Origin of the sequence: Streptomyces sp. CB01201 (genome assembly GCF_002803085.1) — a bacterium.
GTDB lineage: Bacteria > Actinomycetota > Actinomycetes > Streptomycetales > Streptomycetaceae > Streptomyces > Streptomyces hundungensis.
The window spans coordinates 1-14,968 of sequence record NZ_NNBJ01000028.1; the positions used below are offsets into that span (position 1 = coordinate 1).

14 protein-coding genes and 3 pseudogenes are annotated in these 14,968 nt (G+C 69.7%); 8 read left to right on the forward strand and 9 right to left on the reverse strand.

All coding sequences use genetic code 11. The annotated features are described in order from the left end of the window. Nucleotides 1–180 precede the first annotated feature (180 nt). The 3 genes and pseudogenes from CG740_RS36330 to CG740_RS41325 form a co-directional block, all read right to left on the reverse strand. The gene (locus CG740_RS36330) at nucleotides 181–534 is read right to left on the reverse strand and encodes an ASCH domain-containing protein (RefSeq protein WP_100579652.1); all 354 of its coding nucleotides are present in this window, start codon (nucleotides 532–534) and stop codon (nucleotides 181–183) included. Further along, nucleotides 531–1,642: pseudogene (locus tag CG740_RS36335) on the reverse strand (hypothetical protein). The gene CG740_RS36330 and the pseudogene CG740_RS36335 overlap by 4 nt, the downstream one beginning before the upstream one ends. A gap of 28 nt (nucleotides 1,643–1,670) precedes the next feature. Further along, the gene (locus tag CG740_RS41325; protein WP_324901211.1) at nucleotides 1,671–2,612 is read right to left on the reverse strand and encodes an ATP-binding protein; all 942 of its coding nucleotides are present in this window, start codon (nucleotides 2,610–2,612) and stop codon (nucleotides 1,671–1,673) included. A 266-nt stretch (nucleotides 2,613–2,878) separates the two neighbouring features. Between CG740_RS41325 and CG740_RS41795 the strand changes: the two are divergent. Continuing rightward, nucleotides 2,879–2,980 (forward strand): annotated as a pseudogene (locus tag CG740_RS41795) (XRE family transcriptional regulator); the annotation flags it as partial. Nucleotides 2,981–3,001: 21 nt separating this feature from the next. After that, nucleotides 3,002–4,155: pseudogene (locus CG740_RS41800) on the forward strand (tyrosine-type recombinase/integrase). 7 nt (nucleotides 4,156–4,162) lie between these two features. Here CG740_RS41800 and sodN read toward each other — a convergent pair. Beyond that, nucleotides 4,163–4,558, reverse strand: a complete 396-nt coding sequence (gene sodN / locus CG740_RS36365; RefSeq protein WP_053730656.1) for a superoxide dismutase, Ni — start codon at nucleotides 4,556–4,558, stop codon at nucleotides 4,163–4,165. A gap of 175 nt (nucleotides 4,559–4,733) precedes the next feature. Here sodN and sodX point away from each other — a divergent pair, with 175 nt between their 5' ends. Then, nucleotides 4,734–5,159 carry a nickel-type superoxide dismutase maturation protease gene (gene sodX / locus CG740_RS36370; protein ID WP_100579597.1) on the forward strand — a complete coding sequence of 142 codons (426 nt, stop codon included), beginning with the start codon at nucleotides 4,734–4,736 and terminating at the stop codon, nucleotides 5,157–5,159. Here the strand turns inward: sodX and CG740_RS36375 are convergent. Beyond that, nucleotides 5,078–5,692, reverse strand: coding sequence for a CGNR zinc finger domain-containing protein (locus CG740_RS36375; protein WP_100579598.1), 615 nt, complete (start codon nucleotides 5,690–5,692; stop codon nucleotides 5,078–5,080). The two genes, sodX and CG740_RS36375, sit on opposite strands and share 82 nt — an antisense overlap. A 185-nt stretch (nucleotides 5,693–5,877) precedes the next feature. Between CG740_RS36375 and CG740_RS36380 the strand changes: the two genes are divergently transcribed. Next, the gene (locus CG740_RS36380) at nucleotides 5,878–6,567 is read left to right on the forward strand and encodes a class I SAM-dependent methyltransferase (protein WP_100579653.1); all 690 of its coding nucleotides are present in this window, start codon (nucleotides 5,878–5,880) and stop codon (nucleotides 6,565–6,567) included. A 58-nt stretch (nucleotides 6,568–6,625) separates the two neighbouring features. Here CG740_RS36380 and CG740_RS36385 read toward each other — a convergent pair whose 3' ends face one another. Genes CG740_RS36385 through CG740_RS36395 form a run of 3 tightly spaced genes read right to left on the reverse strand, consistent with a single transcriptional unit; the run spans nucleotide 6,626 to nucleotide 9,314 of the window. Then, nucleotides 6,626–7,393 carry an amino acid ABC transporter ATP-binding protein gene (locus CG740_RS36385; RefSeq protein ID WP_100579599.1) on the reverse strand — a complete coding sequence of 256 codons (768 nt, stop codon included), beginning with the start codon at nucleotides 7,391–7,393 and terminating at the stop codon, nucleotides 6,626–6,628. Between the two features lie 4 nt (nucleotides 7,394–7,397). Next, entirely contained in the window at nucleotides 7,398–8,330 is a 933-nt protein-coding gene (locus tag CG740_RS36390; protein ID WP_100579600.1) for an amino acid ABC transporter permease, read from the reverse strand. A 27-nt stretch (nucleotides 8,331–8,357) separates the two neighbouring features. Next, a complete protein-coding gene (locus CG740_RS36395; protein WP_100579601.1) occupies nucleotides 8,358–9,314 on the reverse strand; it encodes an ABC transporter substrate-binding protein in 957 nt (318 codons plus the stop codon). Nucleotides 9,315–9,932: 618 nt separating this feature from the next. On the opposite strand from CG740_RS36395, the gene CG740_RS36400 reads away from it, so the two are divergent. The 4 genes from CG740_RS36400 to CG740_RS36415 all read left to right on the forward strand — a co-directional run bounded on the left by CG740_RS36400 (nucleotide 9,933) and on the right by CG740_RS36415 (nucleotide 13,187). After that, nucleotides 9,933–11,141, forward strand: a complete 1,209-nt coding sequence (locus CG740_RS36400; protein WP_100579602.1) for an NAD(P)-dependent malic enzyme — start codon at nucleotides 9,933–9,935, stop codon at nucleotides 11,139–11,141. 153 nt (nucleotides 11,142–11,294) lie between these two features. Next, nucleotides 11,295–12,260: a zinc-binding dehydrogenase gene (locus CG740_RS36405; protein ID WP_100579603.1), complete on the forward strand. Its 966-nt coding sequence runs from the start codon at nucleotides 11,295–11,297 to the stop codon at nucleotides 12,258–12,260. Between the two features lie 151 nt (nucleotides 12,261–12,411). Further along, nucleotides 12,412–12,621, forward strand: a complete 210-nt coding sequence (locus CG740_RS36410; RefSeq protein ID WP_100579604.1) for a helix-turn-helix domain-containing protein — start codon at nucleotides 12,412–12,414, stop codon at nucleotides 12,619–12,621. After that, complete coding sequence (locus CG740_RS36415; RefSeq protein WP_100579605.1) at nucleotides 12,621–13,187, forward strand: Clp protease N-terminal domain-containing protein; 567 nt, start codon at nucleotides 12,621–12,623, stop codon at nucleotides 13,185–13,187. Before CG740_RS36410 ends, CG740_RS36415 begins: the two co-directional genes overlap by 1 nt. Before the next feature lie 718 nt (nucleotides 13,188–13,905). Here CG740_RS36415 and CG740_RS36420 read toward each other — a convergent pair. Next, the gene (locus tag CG740_RS36420) at nucleotides 13,906–14,967 is read right to left on the reverse strand and encodes a PadR family transcriptional regulator (RefSeq protein ID WP_100579606.1); all 1,062 of its coding nucleotides are present in this window, start codon (nucleotides 14,965–14,967) and stop codon (nucleotides 13,906–13,908) included. Nucleotide 14,968: the final 1 nt, after the last annotated feature.

The following is a 14,968-nucleotide window of genomic DNA, read 5'->3' on the forward strand; positions in this document are numbered from 1 at the left end:
TTCATGTCGACGCACCACGAACGGAGCAACGAACCATCGACTTTACGGACACGGCCTAGGGCCTGGGACAGCTCCTCGAACCGATGGGACCCGAGGTTGGTGAGGGCGTAATCTGTCATGTCGAGCATGATGAGGCACGGCACTGACAATGAGATTGTCTCTTGGCCTGAGCTGTATCAATCATGGCTGGTCGCGCGACAACTCGATCTCGATGGCCAGGGCGCCGAGGGCTTTCTTCTCGGTGCCGTAGATGGACCGGATGTTGGCCAACTGCTCGTCGCGGCTCGCGCTCGGGTTCACGTTGGCTGGGCCCTCGCCATCGAGCAGGGTCTCGTACTCGGTGACGCGCAGGACACGGACGTCGCAGGTCTCGTCGGTACCTTTGATGCGGAAGCGGATGATGTCGCCTGCGGCGAGGTCCTCCAGGTGCGGGTACTTGACCCGCACCTCGATGGTCTTGGTGCCCGCGGCTACGAGGTCGAAGTACTTGCGGTAGAGGTTGAGTTCGCGGACTCGGGCGGTCGTGTCGCTTATGCTGCGGGAACGCTCCTGGGTGCTGGGGCTGCCATCATGCGACCGATCTCGGCGGCTGAGTACGAGCGGAAGAAGTGGCGAGGGTCTGCGAGCAGGGTCTCGGTCAGGGCGAGCAGTTGGTGGGCGTACTCGGGCAACGAGCCGGGCCACTGCCGGGTGTCGAGCATCCAGTCGGCGGCGCCGTCGGGCAAGGGCGCGCGGCCCTCGCGTATCAGGGACTTGGACAACTTGGCGCCGGTGTCGGTGACGATCTGGGGGCAGAAGAGGCGGGCGGGGAGCTGGGCTCGCGTGAGGCCAATGGCCTGGAGGGCTTCGTCGACGAGGTGGGAGCCGAAGACCCAGTCGCCGCCCTTGACCATGACGCGGAGCGTGCCGCGTGGGCTGGACAGGGCGAGTTCCTTGACGAGGTTGCGGTACAGCGTCGCAAGGTCCAGGTATGCGCCCGTAGTGGGGGTGATGGTCGCCTCGTACGGGCCGTGGTGGAGGCAGACGGCTGTGATCGTGGCGGCCTCCGTGTCGGTCGGGCGAGCTTGGGTGCGTTCGGCGTGCTTCTCGGCCCAGCCGCAGCCGGGGAGCGGGCACGGAACGCGGATGTGCGGGGTGCCGGTCGAGCGAGCCACCAGCGGGCGGCGTCGATGCGCGGCAAGACTCGTAACCAGGTGCGGCGGAAGTGCTCGCCGGCCTGCTGCTGGCTGTACGTCTCGATCCGATACGGGATGCCCAGGCGCCGGGACAGCGCGGTGAACAGCGGTTCGTAGAGGGCGGCGACTAGGTCGGAGAGAGCCTGCTCGCCGAGTGCCTGGGCGTATGCGCGCTGGTAGCGGTGACCGGTTGCCAGGTCGGTGGTCAGGTCGTACGGGGCGTTGTCGAGGGCGCTGAAGAGGACTTCCGTCGGCAGGCCGAAGCGGCTTCGGAGGCGGGCGGCCATGGCGAAGGCGAGGGACTGGACCAGCGAGGTGCCGAGGTGCGGGGCACCGTTGATCTGAGTGCCGACGACCAGCACGATCCGTTCCGGTGGTTCGGCCAGGACGCGCGGAGTGAGGACGTCCTCGGCGTGGTGGAGTGCGTTGGCGAGCACGGTGTTCGGTGAGACGGGGTGCATGGTCACGGCGGATTCCCTTGCGTTGGGGAGCAGTTCATTCGCCTGGGTGCGGCCGAAGAGGAGCCGTTGCTGGAGCGTGGAGTGGTCGAGGTACGCGTCGATCTCGGCGGGTGAGGCGGCGCGTGAGGGGGCGTCGAGGCCCAGCACGAGGGCGGCCGGGGTGCGCTGCCGAAGAAGCAAGGTCCAGGGCCTGCCTGCGGGTATGCGCTTGCGGTACGCAGTTCCGTCGAAGCGCAGGGCGACGTCGGTCGGGCTGAGCGGGCGCAGCCTTGGCCCGATATCGGGCGGTGGCGGGGCCGAGGCCGACTGAGGTCGCGACGCGCGCATGCGCTGCTCGATGATCACGGGTGTCTCGTACGGGCTGCGGGGAGGCTGCGGCACGAGCAGCAGACAGCACAGGGTGGCGCCGGCCGGATCGGTGTCGATCCAGGTGGCGGTCGCGAGGGAGGCGATCAGGCCAGCGGACATCGTGGGGTGAGCGGAGCGGACGGGCGTCAGCATCGTGTCGCCTCGGTGTAGTGAAAGACGGCCCACACACGCTTACCGGGCCTTGGCGGGTGGCCACGCCCCAGTCGTCGGCGATGGCGGAGACGAGGAAAAGACCACGACCGTCGTCGCTGGTGTCCGGTGCCTTGTGTTGCTTCGGGGTTCCATCGCCGGCGTCGTGCATTTCCAGCAGCAGGTGGGTGGTGTGGAGCTCCAGGCGGACGAGGATCAGACTTCCGGCGGGGCCGCCGTGCAGCAGGGCGTTGGTCACCAACTCCGAGGCGCACAAGTGGATGTCATCGAGGCGTCGGGTCATCGCCCACTGGGTAAGGGCCTCGGCGACGAACTCACGGGCGGCGTGCGCTGCGGGCCTGTATCGGATGGGAAGTGTCGAGCGTTGCTCGTCGGCACCACCGCCCTCGGCGTCGTCCGGCGAATGTGTCTCGGCTTCTCGCGTGCTCTGCTGGCCATGCCAACAGCCAATCGCCATCGCTCGTTTGGGTCGGGAGCCAGCGCGGGGGCCAAGCGGGGTCCACTACGGGGGCCAGGATCCAGCTCCGAGGAGATGGGATGGGCGACACGGGTATCGGTGCCCTGCTCCTCCGCCTGCGCAAGGAGCGCGGCTGGACCCAGCAGAAGGTTGCCGACGAGTACAACGCCCGCGAGGGCCGCGCTGCCATGACCGGCAAGGAGATCGGGCGCTACGAGCGTGAGGTGCGAATCCCGGTCCCGTACACGCGAAGGCACTTGGCCCACAGCTCAAGGGCGGTCCACGAACAGTGCCTTCGCCTCACAGGCGAAGAGCGCGATGCTCGCGCCCTCACCGAGTACATCGAGGGCGGCGGCTACTGCCACTAACCGACCCATAGGAGAACGAACTTGGCCAACGTCCAGAAGCGCCCCAACGGCAAATGGCGGGCCCGCTACCGCGACCTCGACGGCAAGGAACACGCCCGCCACTTCGAGCGCAAGGTCGACGCCCAGCGCTGGCTCGACGAGGTCACGACCAGCATGGTCACCGGCCTGTACGTCGACCCGCGCGCAGGCAAGATCTCCTTCGAGAAGTACACGACGAAGTGGGAGGCGGAGCAGATCGCAGGCGAGGCCGGTACCCGCATCACCGACAACGCCCTGCGGGTGCACCTGATACCCGCGCTCGGCGGCTACGCGATGGCGTCCCTGCGTCGCAGCCACATCCAGGCTCTCTTCAAGAAGCTCTCGGATCAGCTCGGGCCCGGCAGGGTGCGCAACGTCTACGACGTCCTCGTCCGCGTTATGACGGCGGCCGTCGAGGCAAGGTCATACCCGCCAGCCCTTGCAAGCGGATCACCCTCCCGCCCATGCCGGACGAGGAGATCACGCCACCCATGGTCGCGCAGGTCGAGGCGATGCTCGGCGAGATGCCGCCGTACATCCGCTCGGCGATCATCGTCCTGGCCGGATCGGGCTTGCGCATAGGCGAGTTGCTCGGCCTGAAAGTCTCGGACGTCGACTTCAAGAACGGCACCATCCGCGTCGAGCGGCAGCGCCTGCAGCCCGGCCTGATCGGGCCGCCGAAGACCGGCAAGTCCCGGCGCACGGTCCGGGTCGGCGAGGTCGTAACCGACACGCTCCTCGCGCATCTCGCCGCACGGCCCTCGAAAGAGTGGCTGTTCACGATGGAGGAGGGGGAGCCGCTCAACTACCGACGGTGGAAGACGGAGTGGAACTGCGCCCGCAAGGCGCTCCAAGAGGCGGAGAAGGAGGCGGCCGAGCGCGAGGGCCGTAAGCCCGTCGAGCTGCCGCACATGGTGACCCACGACCTGCGGCACTTCTTCGCCTCCGCGCTCATCGCGGGCGGGGCGAGCGTCAAGCAGGTGCAGATGGTCCTCGGCCACGCGTCCGCCGTCATCACGCTGCGGATCTACGCACACCTCTGGCCGGGTGAAGAAGACCGCACCCGCTCCGTCATGGACGCCGTGCTCGGCGGCCTGCGGACCGGGTGCGGACAGGTAAGCGATCTGACTAGCGAAACCGCAGGTCAGACGGCCTAACCAAAGATCAGGCCTTCTTGGTCTCCCAGAAGATGCGGTCGATCTCGGCGATGAGGTCGAGCGCCTTCTGGCCGGTCGCCGGGTCGGTCGACGCCTTGGCGGCCGAGAGGGCCTTCAGGGTGTCGTTCACCAGCTGGTGCAGCTCCGGGTACTTCTCGAAGTGCGGCGGCTTGAAGTAGTCGCTCCACAGCACCGACACGTGGTGCTTGGCGAGCTCGGCGCGCTGCTCCTTGATGACCACGGCACGGGCACGGAAGTGCGCGTCCTCGTTGGCCTGGAACTTTTCCTGCACGGCCTTGACCGACTCCGCCTCGATGCGGGCCTGGGCCGGGTCGTACACGCCGCAGGGCAGGTCGCAGTGGGCGCTGACCTTCACCTTGGGGGCAAACAGGCGGGAAAGCATTGAGCTGTCCTTCCTCGTGATCGTCTTCTCAGGTGGGACATTACTCGGTGAGAGGCGGTATTTCGCGGGTGCCCCCATGGGCTTAGGTCAAAAGTCCAGGGGCACCCCGGGACTCGTGGCGGAACGTACCGTGGGATCGGCGGCGGGGTGCCGGTGGCCTGGAGGTGGGTGAGGTATGACGGATGAGGGGCGGGAGCCGAGGGTGCCGTTGGGGATCGCCGAGGTGCTGGGAACCTCGATGGTTCCCACGCTGCTGCACGGGGATCAGCTGCTCGTGCACTACGGCGCGGAGCTGCGGACCGGCGATGTGGCCGTGCTGCGGCACCCTTTGCAGCAGGATCTGCTGATCGTCAAGCGGCTCATGGAGCTGCGCGAGAGCGGCTGGTGGGTGCTGGGCGACAACACCGACGACGAGGTCGTGGACAGCCGGGCCTTCGGCGCGGTGCCGGTCGACCTCGTGCTCGGCCGGGTGCGCGGGCGCTTCCGGCCGATGACGGCGGGGCGCCGGCGCACGGTCGGCTACCTGGCGTCCTGGGTGGTCTCCTCGGTGCGGCCGGTGCTGTCCGACCGTTCGGTCTCCAGACGCTTGCGGGCCCGGTAGGCGGCCACGTTGGCGCGGGTGGCGCAGCGGTCCGAGCAGTAGCGGCGCGAGCGGTTGGTCGAGGTGTCCAGATAGGCGTTGCGGCAGGGTGCGGCCTGGCACAGGCCGAGCCGGTCGACCCCGTACTCCGTGAGGTGGAAGGCGAGCCCCATGGAGGCGATCGCGGCGTAGCCCGCCGTCGCGTTGGAGGGGTGGTCGGCGAGGTGCATGTGCCACAGCGGGCGGTCGTCCTCGTCGCGGTGCTCATGGCCGGACACCTGCGGGCTGACCGGGAATTCGAGCAGCAGCGAGTTGAGCAGGTCCACCGCCTGGACCTCCTCGCCCCGGTCCGCCGCCTCGAAGACCGCCCGCAGCCGGGCCCGTACCGAACGGAAGCGCGTGACGTCCGCGTCCGTCGCCCGGCGGGCCGCCGACTGGTTCCCGCCGAACAGGTCCCGGACCGCCTCGACCGAGGTCAGGGCGTCCTTGTTGCGGGCCGGCTCCTCGGTGTTGACCAGACGCACGGCGTAGTCCGAGTAATAGGCCAGTTCCACTTGTAGTCCTTACGGCGGCGGTCTAGGGTCTGAGGTGTTCATAAGTAACGGCTGGATACCCTTTGAGGGTATTACAGAGTGGCTGTATAGGAGGGATCGCGGTGTCGGAGACTGTCACTGGGGCCGGTACGGGCACCGACTGGCGGGGCTGGCAGAACAGCTGGGACCGGCAGCAGGAGTGGTACATGCCGGACCGCGAGGAGCGCTTCCGGGTCATGCTCGACATGGTCGAGGCCTGCGTCGGTCCCGCGCCGCGCGTGCTCGACCTCGCGTGCGGTACGGGGAGTATTACGGACCGGCTCCTCCAGAGGTTCCCGGACGCGGTCAGCACCGGGGTCGACCTCGACCCCGCGCTCCTCGCCATCGCCGAGGGCACCTTCGCCGGGGACGGGCGGGTGGGCTTCGTGTCCGCCGACCTCAAGGATCCGCACTGGGTCTCGCTGCTCCCGTACGACTCCTATGACGCCGTTCTCACGGCGACCGCCCTGCACTGGCTGCACGCCGAGCCGCTCGCCGCGCTCTACGGGCAGATCTCCGGGCTCGTCCGGGACGGGGGCGTGTTCATGAACGCCGACCACATGATCGACCCCGCGACCCCGCGCATCAACGCCGCCGAACGGGCCCAGCGGCACGCCCGGATGGACCGCGCGAAGGCGGACGGCGCCCTCGACTGGGCCGAGTGGTGGGCGCTCGCCGCCGAGGACCCGGTGCTCGCCGGGCCCACCGCCAAGCGGTACGAGATCTACGGCGAGCACGCCGACGGCGACATGCCCGCCGCCGGCTGGCACGCCGAGACCCTGCGTGCGGCCGGCTTCGCCGAGGCCCGCCCGGTCTGGGCCTCGCCCTCGGACACCCTGCTGCTCGCCCTGAAGTAGCGCACAGGGAAGGGGGGTTACGAGCGTCGGCCCGTAACCCCCCTTGTCCATGGGCTGCTTACAGCACCTTCGACAGGAACGACTTCGTCCGGTCGTGCTGAGGGTTCGTCAGGACATCGCGCGGATTGCCCGCTTCGACCACCACGCCGTCGTCCATGAAGACCAGCGAGTCGCCGACCTCGCGTGCGAAGCCCATCTCGTGGGTGACCACGATCATCGTCATGCCGTCCTCGGCGAGGCCGCGCATGACGTCCAGGACATCGCCCACCAGCTCGGGGTCGAGCGCCGACGTCGGCTCGTCGAAGAGCATCAGCTTCGGGTCCATCGCCAGCGCGCGGGCGATCGCCACGCGCTGCTGCTGGCCGCCGGAGAGCTGCGAGGGGTAGTTGCCCGCCTTGTCGGCGAGGCCCACCCGGTCGAGCAGCTTCAGGGCCCGCTCACGGGCCACCGCCTTCGACTCCCGCTTGACCTGGACCGGTGCCTCCATGACGTTCTCGACGGCCGTCATGTGCGGGAACAGGTTGAAGCGCTGGAAGACCATGCCGATGTCCCGGCGCTTCAGGGCGACTTCGCTGTCCTTCAGCTCGTAGAGCTTGTCGCCCTTCTGGCGGTACCCGACCAGCTCGCCGTCGACGTACAGACGGCCGGCGTTGATCTGCTCCAGGTGGTTGATGCACCGCAGGAACGTCGACTTGCCGGAGCCGGAGGGGCCGATCAGGCAGAACACCTCGCCCTCGGCCACCTCCAGGTCGATGCCCTTGAGGATGTGGGCGGGGCCGAACGACTTGTGGACGCCCTCCGCCTTGACCATCGGTTGTGCAGTCATGGGGTCACCGCCGCCAGTTGGAGAGGGAGAGCAGGTTCGACTTGATGCGCTGCAACGGCGTGGGTGGCAGGGCGCGCAGCGAACCGCGGGCGAAACGGCGCTCCAGGTAGTACTGGCCGACGCTGAACACACTGGTCAGGGCCAGGTACCAGAGGGAGGCCAGGAAGAGCATCTCCATCACCGCGAACGAGGTCGCGGCGACGTCCTGGGCGCTGCGCAGCAGGTCCTGGTACTGGACGGCGACGACCAGGGACGAGGTCTTCAGCATGTTGATGAACTCGTTGCCCGTCGGCGGGATGATCACCCGCATCGACTGGGGCAGCACCACACGGCGCATGGTCTGCGTCTGGGTCATGCCGAGCGCGTGCGCGGCCTCGGTCTGGCCCTCGTCCACCGACTGGATGCCGGCCCGGACGATCTCCGCCATGTACGCGCCCTCGTTGAGGCCGAGGCCGAGCAGGGCGGCGAGGAACGGAGTCATGACCGCGGTCATGTAGTCCTTGTAGAACCCGAGGTTGAGGATCGGGAAGATCAGCGCCAGGTTGAACCAGATCAACAGCTGTACGTAGACCGGGGTGCCGCGGAAGAACCAGATGTACAGCCAGGCGACCGAACTGGTCACCGGGTTCTTCGAGAGCCGCATCACGGCGAAGAGCACACCGAGGATCAGACCCACGGCCATGGAGACCACGCTGATCAGAATGGTGTGCCACAGGCCGGTCAGGATGCTGGGGTCGAACAGCTTGTCCGTGACGGTCGCCCAGCGGACGTTGCCCTGGGCGAACGCGTAGACCAGCGCGCCGAGCACGGCGACGACGACCACGGCGCTGACCCAGCGGCCGTAGTGGCGCACCGGGATGGCGCGGATGATGTCCGGCGGGACCTGCTCCGGGGCGGCTTCCGCCGGGCCCGGAGTCTTGTCGAGCTTGTCAGTCACAGCGACTGCCCTTCAGTGGTGCGCGGGTCAGGAGCCGCCGTTGATGGCTGCCTTGGTGACGGCGCCCTGCGCGCCGCCCCACTTGTCGATGGCCGTCTTGTACGAGCCGTCCTTGATGATCGCGTCGAGGGCCTGGGAGAGGGCGTCGCGCAGCTGGGTGTTCTTCTTGTCCACCGCGATGCCGAACGGGCCCGCGTCCGAGGGGTTGGCGACCGACTCGAAGTCGGCGCCGCCGCCCGCGGTCTTCGCGATGTACGCGGCGACGGGGGAGTCGTTCAGGTCGGCCACGGCGCCGCCGGCCTTGACGCGGGTCTGCGCCTCGGCGTCGGTGGCGAAGGGCTCGAAGGCCAGCTTGCCCTTGCCGTCCTTCTCGCACTTGGCGGCGAGGTCCTTGGCGGCCTGCTCGTAGGTGGTGCCGCGCTGCACGGCGATGGTCTTGCCGCACAGGTCGTCGGTGGACTTGATGCCCTGCGGGTTGCCCTTCTTGACCAGGATGCCGGTGCTGGCCGTGTAGTAGTCGACGAAGTCGACGCCCGTACCGGTCTTCTTGCCGTCCTTGTCGAGGCCCTCCTGGCGGGCCTTGGTGTCGCTCACCGAGGACATGACCGCGTCGTAGCGGCCGGTCGGCAGCGCGCCGAGGAGGGTGTCGAAGGTGCCGCTGGTGAACTCGAACTTCACGCCGAGCTGCTTGCCGAGGGCCGCGGCGATGTCGGGGTCGATGCCGACGATGTTCTCGCCCTGCTTGAACTCCATGGGCGCGTACGTGGCGTCCGTACCGACCTTGATGACGCCGGCCTTCTGGATGGCGGCGGGCAGCTTCGAGAAGAGCGGGGCGGAGCTGGAGCCCGAGGACTCGGGGGCCGAGCCCTTCTTCGTCTGGTCGCCGCAGCCGGTCACCAGCAGGGCGCCCGCGACCGCGATCGCTCCGACCGCGGCAATCCGGGACTTCGAGGCGGTCGAACGGCGGGTGGTGCTTGCGGTCATGGTCGGGTTCCTCCGGCAGGTGTTGAGTGGAGTGGCCATGGAGTGCGTACGGACAACGAACGCACAGGTCCTGGGCGGTGGTCGTGCACGCATCCTCGGGTGTCGCGACCGCGGTGTGAACCGCGTGTGAAGTCGCATCTTGCCATTCGGACCTCTGAATTCAGGGTCGCAGCCATGTCAAAATCGGATAACGGGTCACCCCCCGAAGCCCACAAGCCCGGTACCCCAAGGCACACCGGGCCGGACCATGTGCGGAAACCGTCCTCGCAGGCCGGAGATCCTCCGGTTCATCTCGCGTTCTGGACACGTTTCGTGCCGCGTAGCCGACTTGTCGTGACATCCCACCAAGAGTCGTGTCACGGTACGGAGGCCGGCTCCGACCGCGCGGCCCCGCTGAGCCAATATGGACTCGTCGGCGGACGCTTCTGTCCGGTAAGAAGGATCCTTACACCCCTCATCCGGGGCTCAGGGCGCGTGTGCGGCGCGCCCGCGCGTACGTACCTCCACCCCGCGGGGCGGGCCAACCGCCCTCAGCGGGGAACGTACGCGGGTCCGCCCACCCCTCCTCAACAAGGAGTGGCCACCCTCAACTGATGAAGACTTAAGGGGTAAAACACAATGGCAGCGGAGATCGTCAATCCTCGCAGCGACAGCAGCACGGAGGGTTCGGACGAGCCCTTCGACCCGGCCTTCGCGCTCCACCGCGGCGGCAAGATGGCCGTGCAGGCCACCGTGCCGATCCGGGACCGGGACGACCTGTCCCTGGCCTACACGCCCGGCGTCGCCAAGGTGTGCAGCGCGATCGCGGAGAACCCGGAGCTGGTCCACGACTACACCTGGAAGTCCCAGGTCGTCGCCGTCGTGACGGACGGTACCGCGGTGCTCGGCCTCGGTGACATCGGCCCGGAGGCATCCCTCCCGGTCATGGAGGGGAAGGCCATCCTCTTCAAGCAGTTCGGCGGCGTCGACGCGGTCCCGATCGCGCTCGCGACCACGGACACGGACGAGATCATCGAGACCGTGGTCCGGCTCGCCCCGTCCTTCGGTGGGGTGAACCTGGAGGACATCTCCGCCCCCCGCTGCTTCGAGATCGAGCGCCGGCTCCAGGAGGCCCTGGACATCCCGGTCTTCCACGACGACCAGCACGGCACGGCCGTGGTCACCCTGGCCGCCCTGCGCAACGCCGCGAAGCTCACCGGACGCACCCTCGGCGACCTGCGCGCGGTCATCTCCGGCGCCGGCGCGGCCGGTGTCGCCATCGCCAAGTTCCTGCTCGAAGCGGGCCTCGGCGACGTGGCGGTCACGGACCGCAAGGGCATCGTCAGCAGTGACCGTACGGACCTGACGGACGTCAAGCGCGAGCTCGCCGAGCTCACCAACAAGGCGGGCCTGACCGGCTCCCTGGAGACGGCCCTGGCCGGCGCCGACGTCTTCATCGGCGTCTCCGGCGGTACGGTCCCCGAGCCCGCGGTCGCCTCCATGGCGCCGGGTGCCTTCGTCTTCGCGATGGCCAACCCGAACCCCGAGGTGCACCCCGACATCGCGCACAAGTACGCGTCGGTCGTGGCCACCGGACGCTCGGACTACCCGAACCAGATCAACAACGTGCTCGCCTTCCCCGGCATCTTCGCGGGCGCCCTCCAGGTCCGGGCCTCCCGGATCACCGAGGGCATGAAGATCGCCGCGGCGAACGCGCTGGCCGACGTCGTGGGCGACCAGCTCGCCGCCGACTACGTCATCCCGTCGCCGTTCGACGAGCGGGTCGCCCCCGCCGTCACCGCGGCGGTCGCGGCCGCCGCCCGCGCCGAGGGCGTGGCCCGCCGCTAGCGCCGGGTCCTGCGCCACCTGCCGTGCCGGGTTCCCCTTCGGGGGAGCCCGGCACGGCTGTTTTCCCCGCTCCTCGCGACTCCTCCCGGCGTGCGGGGCGTCACAGCCGTGGGAGGTTCCGGCGGCCGGGCCGCGCACCCTAGGGTCAGGGCCATGTTCGCCGCATACGCCGCCCGCATCGACCGTGACCAGCCGCTCAGCGGCCTTGAGTTGGGGGAGCGGCCGGCCCCCGAGGTACGTCCCGGCTGGACCCTCGTGAACGTACGGGCCGCCTCCCTCAACCACCATGACGTCTGGTCGCTGCGCGGGGTCGGGCTCTCCGAGGACAAGCTGCCGATGATCCTCGGCTGCGACGCGGCCGGCGTCGACCAGGACGGCAACGAGGTCGTCCTGCACTCGGTGATCGGCCAGACCGGCCACGGCGTCGGCCCCGCCGAGGGTCGCTCGATCCTCACCGAAAAGTACCAGGGCACCTTCGCCGAACAGGTCGCCGTGCCCACCTGGAACGTACTGCCCAAGCCGAAGGGGCTGAGCTTCGCGGAGGCCGCCTGCCTGCCGACCGCCTGGCTGACGGCGTACCGGATGCTGTTCACCAACGCCGGGGTGCGGCCCGGGGATTCGGTCCTGGTGCAGGGCGCGGGCGGCGGCGTGGCCACGGCCGCGATCGTGCTCGGCAAGGCGGCGGGCCTGCGGGTCTTCGCGACCAGCCGCGACGAGCACAAGCGCAGGCGGGCCGTGGAACTGGGCGCGGTCGAGGCGTACGAGCCCGGGGCGCGGCTGCCGCAGCGGGTGGACGCGGTGATCGAGACGGTGGGCGCCGCGACCTGGTCCCACTCCGTCAAGTCCCTGCGTCCGGGCGGCACTCTGGTCATCTCCGGCGCCACCAGCGGCGACCGCCCCGCCCACGCCGAACTGACCCGCATCTTCTTCCTCGAACTCAAGGTCGTGGGCTCGACGATGGGCACGAAGGACGAGCTGGAGGACCTGCTGGCGTTCTGCGAGGCGACGGGCGTACGACCCGTCATCGACGAGGTGCTTCCGCTGGACCGGGCGCGGGAGGGCTTCGAGAAGGTCGCGTCGGGCGACCTGTTCGGGAAGGTGGTCCTCACGGTGGGGTGAGGCCGGTACGGGGTATCCGCTGATCTTCGGGGCCGCCACCCCGCGCGAAGGGCCGCGCGGGGTGGCGGCCCTTTCGTCCGTCTGCCCGCTCTCCCTCCGCCGATGTCAACCAGGGTTGACAGGCCCTCGCCTGTCAACGTAAATTGACAACATGACCGAGGCAACCGATCTGGCCGCACGAGCCGGCGACCGCGACCCGAGGGTCGGACTGCGAGCCGTCGCCGCGCTGCGACGGCTTCTGGAACAGCTCGAATCCGTACAGGTGCGAAGCGCCCGCAATCAGGGCTGGTCATGGCAGGAGATCGCCGCAGAGCTGGGGGTCAGCCGTCAGGCCGTCCACAAGAAGCACGGGAGGACTTGATGTTCGAGCGATTCACGGCGGATGCGCGGGGGGTGGTGGCGGGTGCGGTCGAGCACGCGTCGCGCGCGGGGTCCCCGGTAGTGACCGAGGAACACCTGCTGCTCGCCCTCCTCGACCGCGAGGGCACGAGGGCGTCCTTCGCGCTCGCCTCCCTCGGCGTGACCGATCGCCGCGCCGAACTCGCGGAGGCGCTGGCCGCCGGGCGGCGCCGGGGCGGCATGTCCAGGGCGGAGGAGGACGCGCTGGCCGGCCTCGGCATCTCCGTCCAGGAGATCGTGGCGAGGGTGGAGGAGGCCCACGGCCCCGGCGCGCTGTCCGGCGAGACGCTGTCCGGCGAGACCCGGGGCAAGGCGTGGCCCTCGGGCCGGCCCTCCTTCACGAAGGGGGCGAAGAAGGTGCTGGAGAAGGCGCTCGGACTGGCGGTCGCCCGCAGGCAGAAGCACATCGGGGATGAGCATCTGCTGCTCGCGCTCGCGGTGCTGCCGGGGCTGGCGGGGGAGGCCCTGGCGGAGTGCGGCGGGACGTACGCGAGCCTGGCCCGACTGCTCTCGCCCCCGGCCGCCTGACCCTGGCCCCCGGGCGCGGGCCTGTTCGCGCCGTTCCCCGCGCCCCTGGCTCCGCGTTCGGCTGGGGGCCGTGGGGGTTGGTTGCGCAGTTCCCCGCGCCCCGGCCCCGCTTTTGGCTGCGGGCTCTGGGGTGGCTGGTTGCGCAGTTCCCCGCGCCCCTGAAACCCGACTCCACCTGCGGGCCGTGGCCGCTTTCTCGCGCCGTTCCTCGCGCCCCCAATCCCGATGTCGACTGCGGGCCGTGGCCGCTTTCTCGCGCCGTTCTCCGCGCCCCCAATCCCGATGTCGACTGCGGGCCGTGGCCGCTTCTCGCGCCGTTCCTCGCGCCCCTAACCCTGATGTCGACTGCGGATCGTGGCCGCTTCTCGCGCCGTTCCTCGCGCCCCTAACCCTGATGTCGACTGCGGATCGTGGCCGCTTCTCGCGCCGTTCCTCGCGCCCCCAATCCCGATGTCGACTGCGGGCCGTGGCCGCTTCTCGCGCCGTTCCCCGCGCCCCTAACCCTGATGGCGACTGCGGATCGTGGCCGCTTCTCGCGCCGTTCCTCGCGCCCCTAAGGGCCTCGGTGCTGGCCCGCATCGGGCATTTCAGCCCGTCCGGCGATTGAGGACGAGCGCCCTTTAGGCGCGATCGGGGTCTGGGGCGGAGCCCCAGGGGGAGCCGGAACCAACCAGCCCCGGGTCACGGGCGGGAGGGTGGGCAAACCCCCCCGGCCCCGTCAGGGGCGGAGCGCCGCGCCGATGTGGCCCGCCGCAGCGGCCAAGTGGCGCCGGGCCTCAAGCAGTTGGGCCTCCGTCACCCCGTGGTCCCGGGCCGCATCCCGGATCTCGTCCCGGAACCGATCGAGCAGCCGGTCGAGATCCCGCGCCGGGTCACCGGACGACTCCTCCCGCGCCCACTCCGGCCCGGCCTCCGGTCCGGCCTCGGGCCCCGGCTTGCCGAGATCCACCCGCTCGTCCGCCTCCGACGGCGCCGCCTGGCCGAACCCGAACCGCCCGAACTCCTTCGTGATCTCGGCGAGCCCGTCCCGTACCCCCTTGGGCCAGTCGCCCCGAGCGAAGTGCTCCTGCACCTGGCGCTGGACGTTCTGGGCGACGCGCTGCATCTCCTCGTACGCCTTGTCCTGCGCCTCCTTGGCCTGGCGCCGAGCCTCCTTGGCCTCGTCGCGGGCCCGCCGGGACTCGTCCTTGGCCCGGCGCGCCTGCTCCTTCCACTCCTGCTTCGCGCGCTTGAACTCCTCCTTGGCCTGCTGCCACCCCTCCGCGTCGCCCCACGAGCCGTCGAAGAAGTCGGAAGCCTCGGGGAACCCCCTCCGGGCACCACGGCCCGCACCGGCGCCCGCACCCGCACCGGCGCCCGCCCCAGCCCCGGCGCCCGCCCCGGTCTGCCCCGTACGGGCCTCACGGGCCGCCCGGCGCATGTCGTCCCGCAGGCTGCCCGCCGCACCGCGTACGTCGTCGCGGATCTCGGCGGCGAGTTCGGAGACCGACTCGCGGATCTCCAGCTCCAGATCGGCGAGTTCACCACCCCGGCCCGCCAACTCCGCGCGGCCCGCGTCGGTGATCGAGTAGACCTTGCGGCCGCCCTCGGTGGTGTGCGTGACCAGACCCTCTGCCTCCAGCTTGGCGAGCCGGGGGTAGACCGTGCCGGCGCTGGGCGCGTACAGCCCCTGGAAGCGCTCTTCGAGCAGGCGGATCACCTCGTACCCGTGACGCGGAGCCTCGTCCAGCAGCTTGAGCAGGTAGAGACGCAGACGTCCGTGGGCGAAGACGGGGGGCATG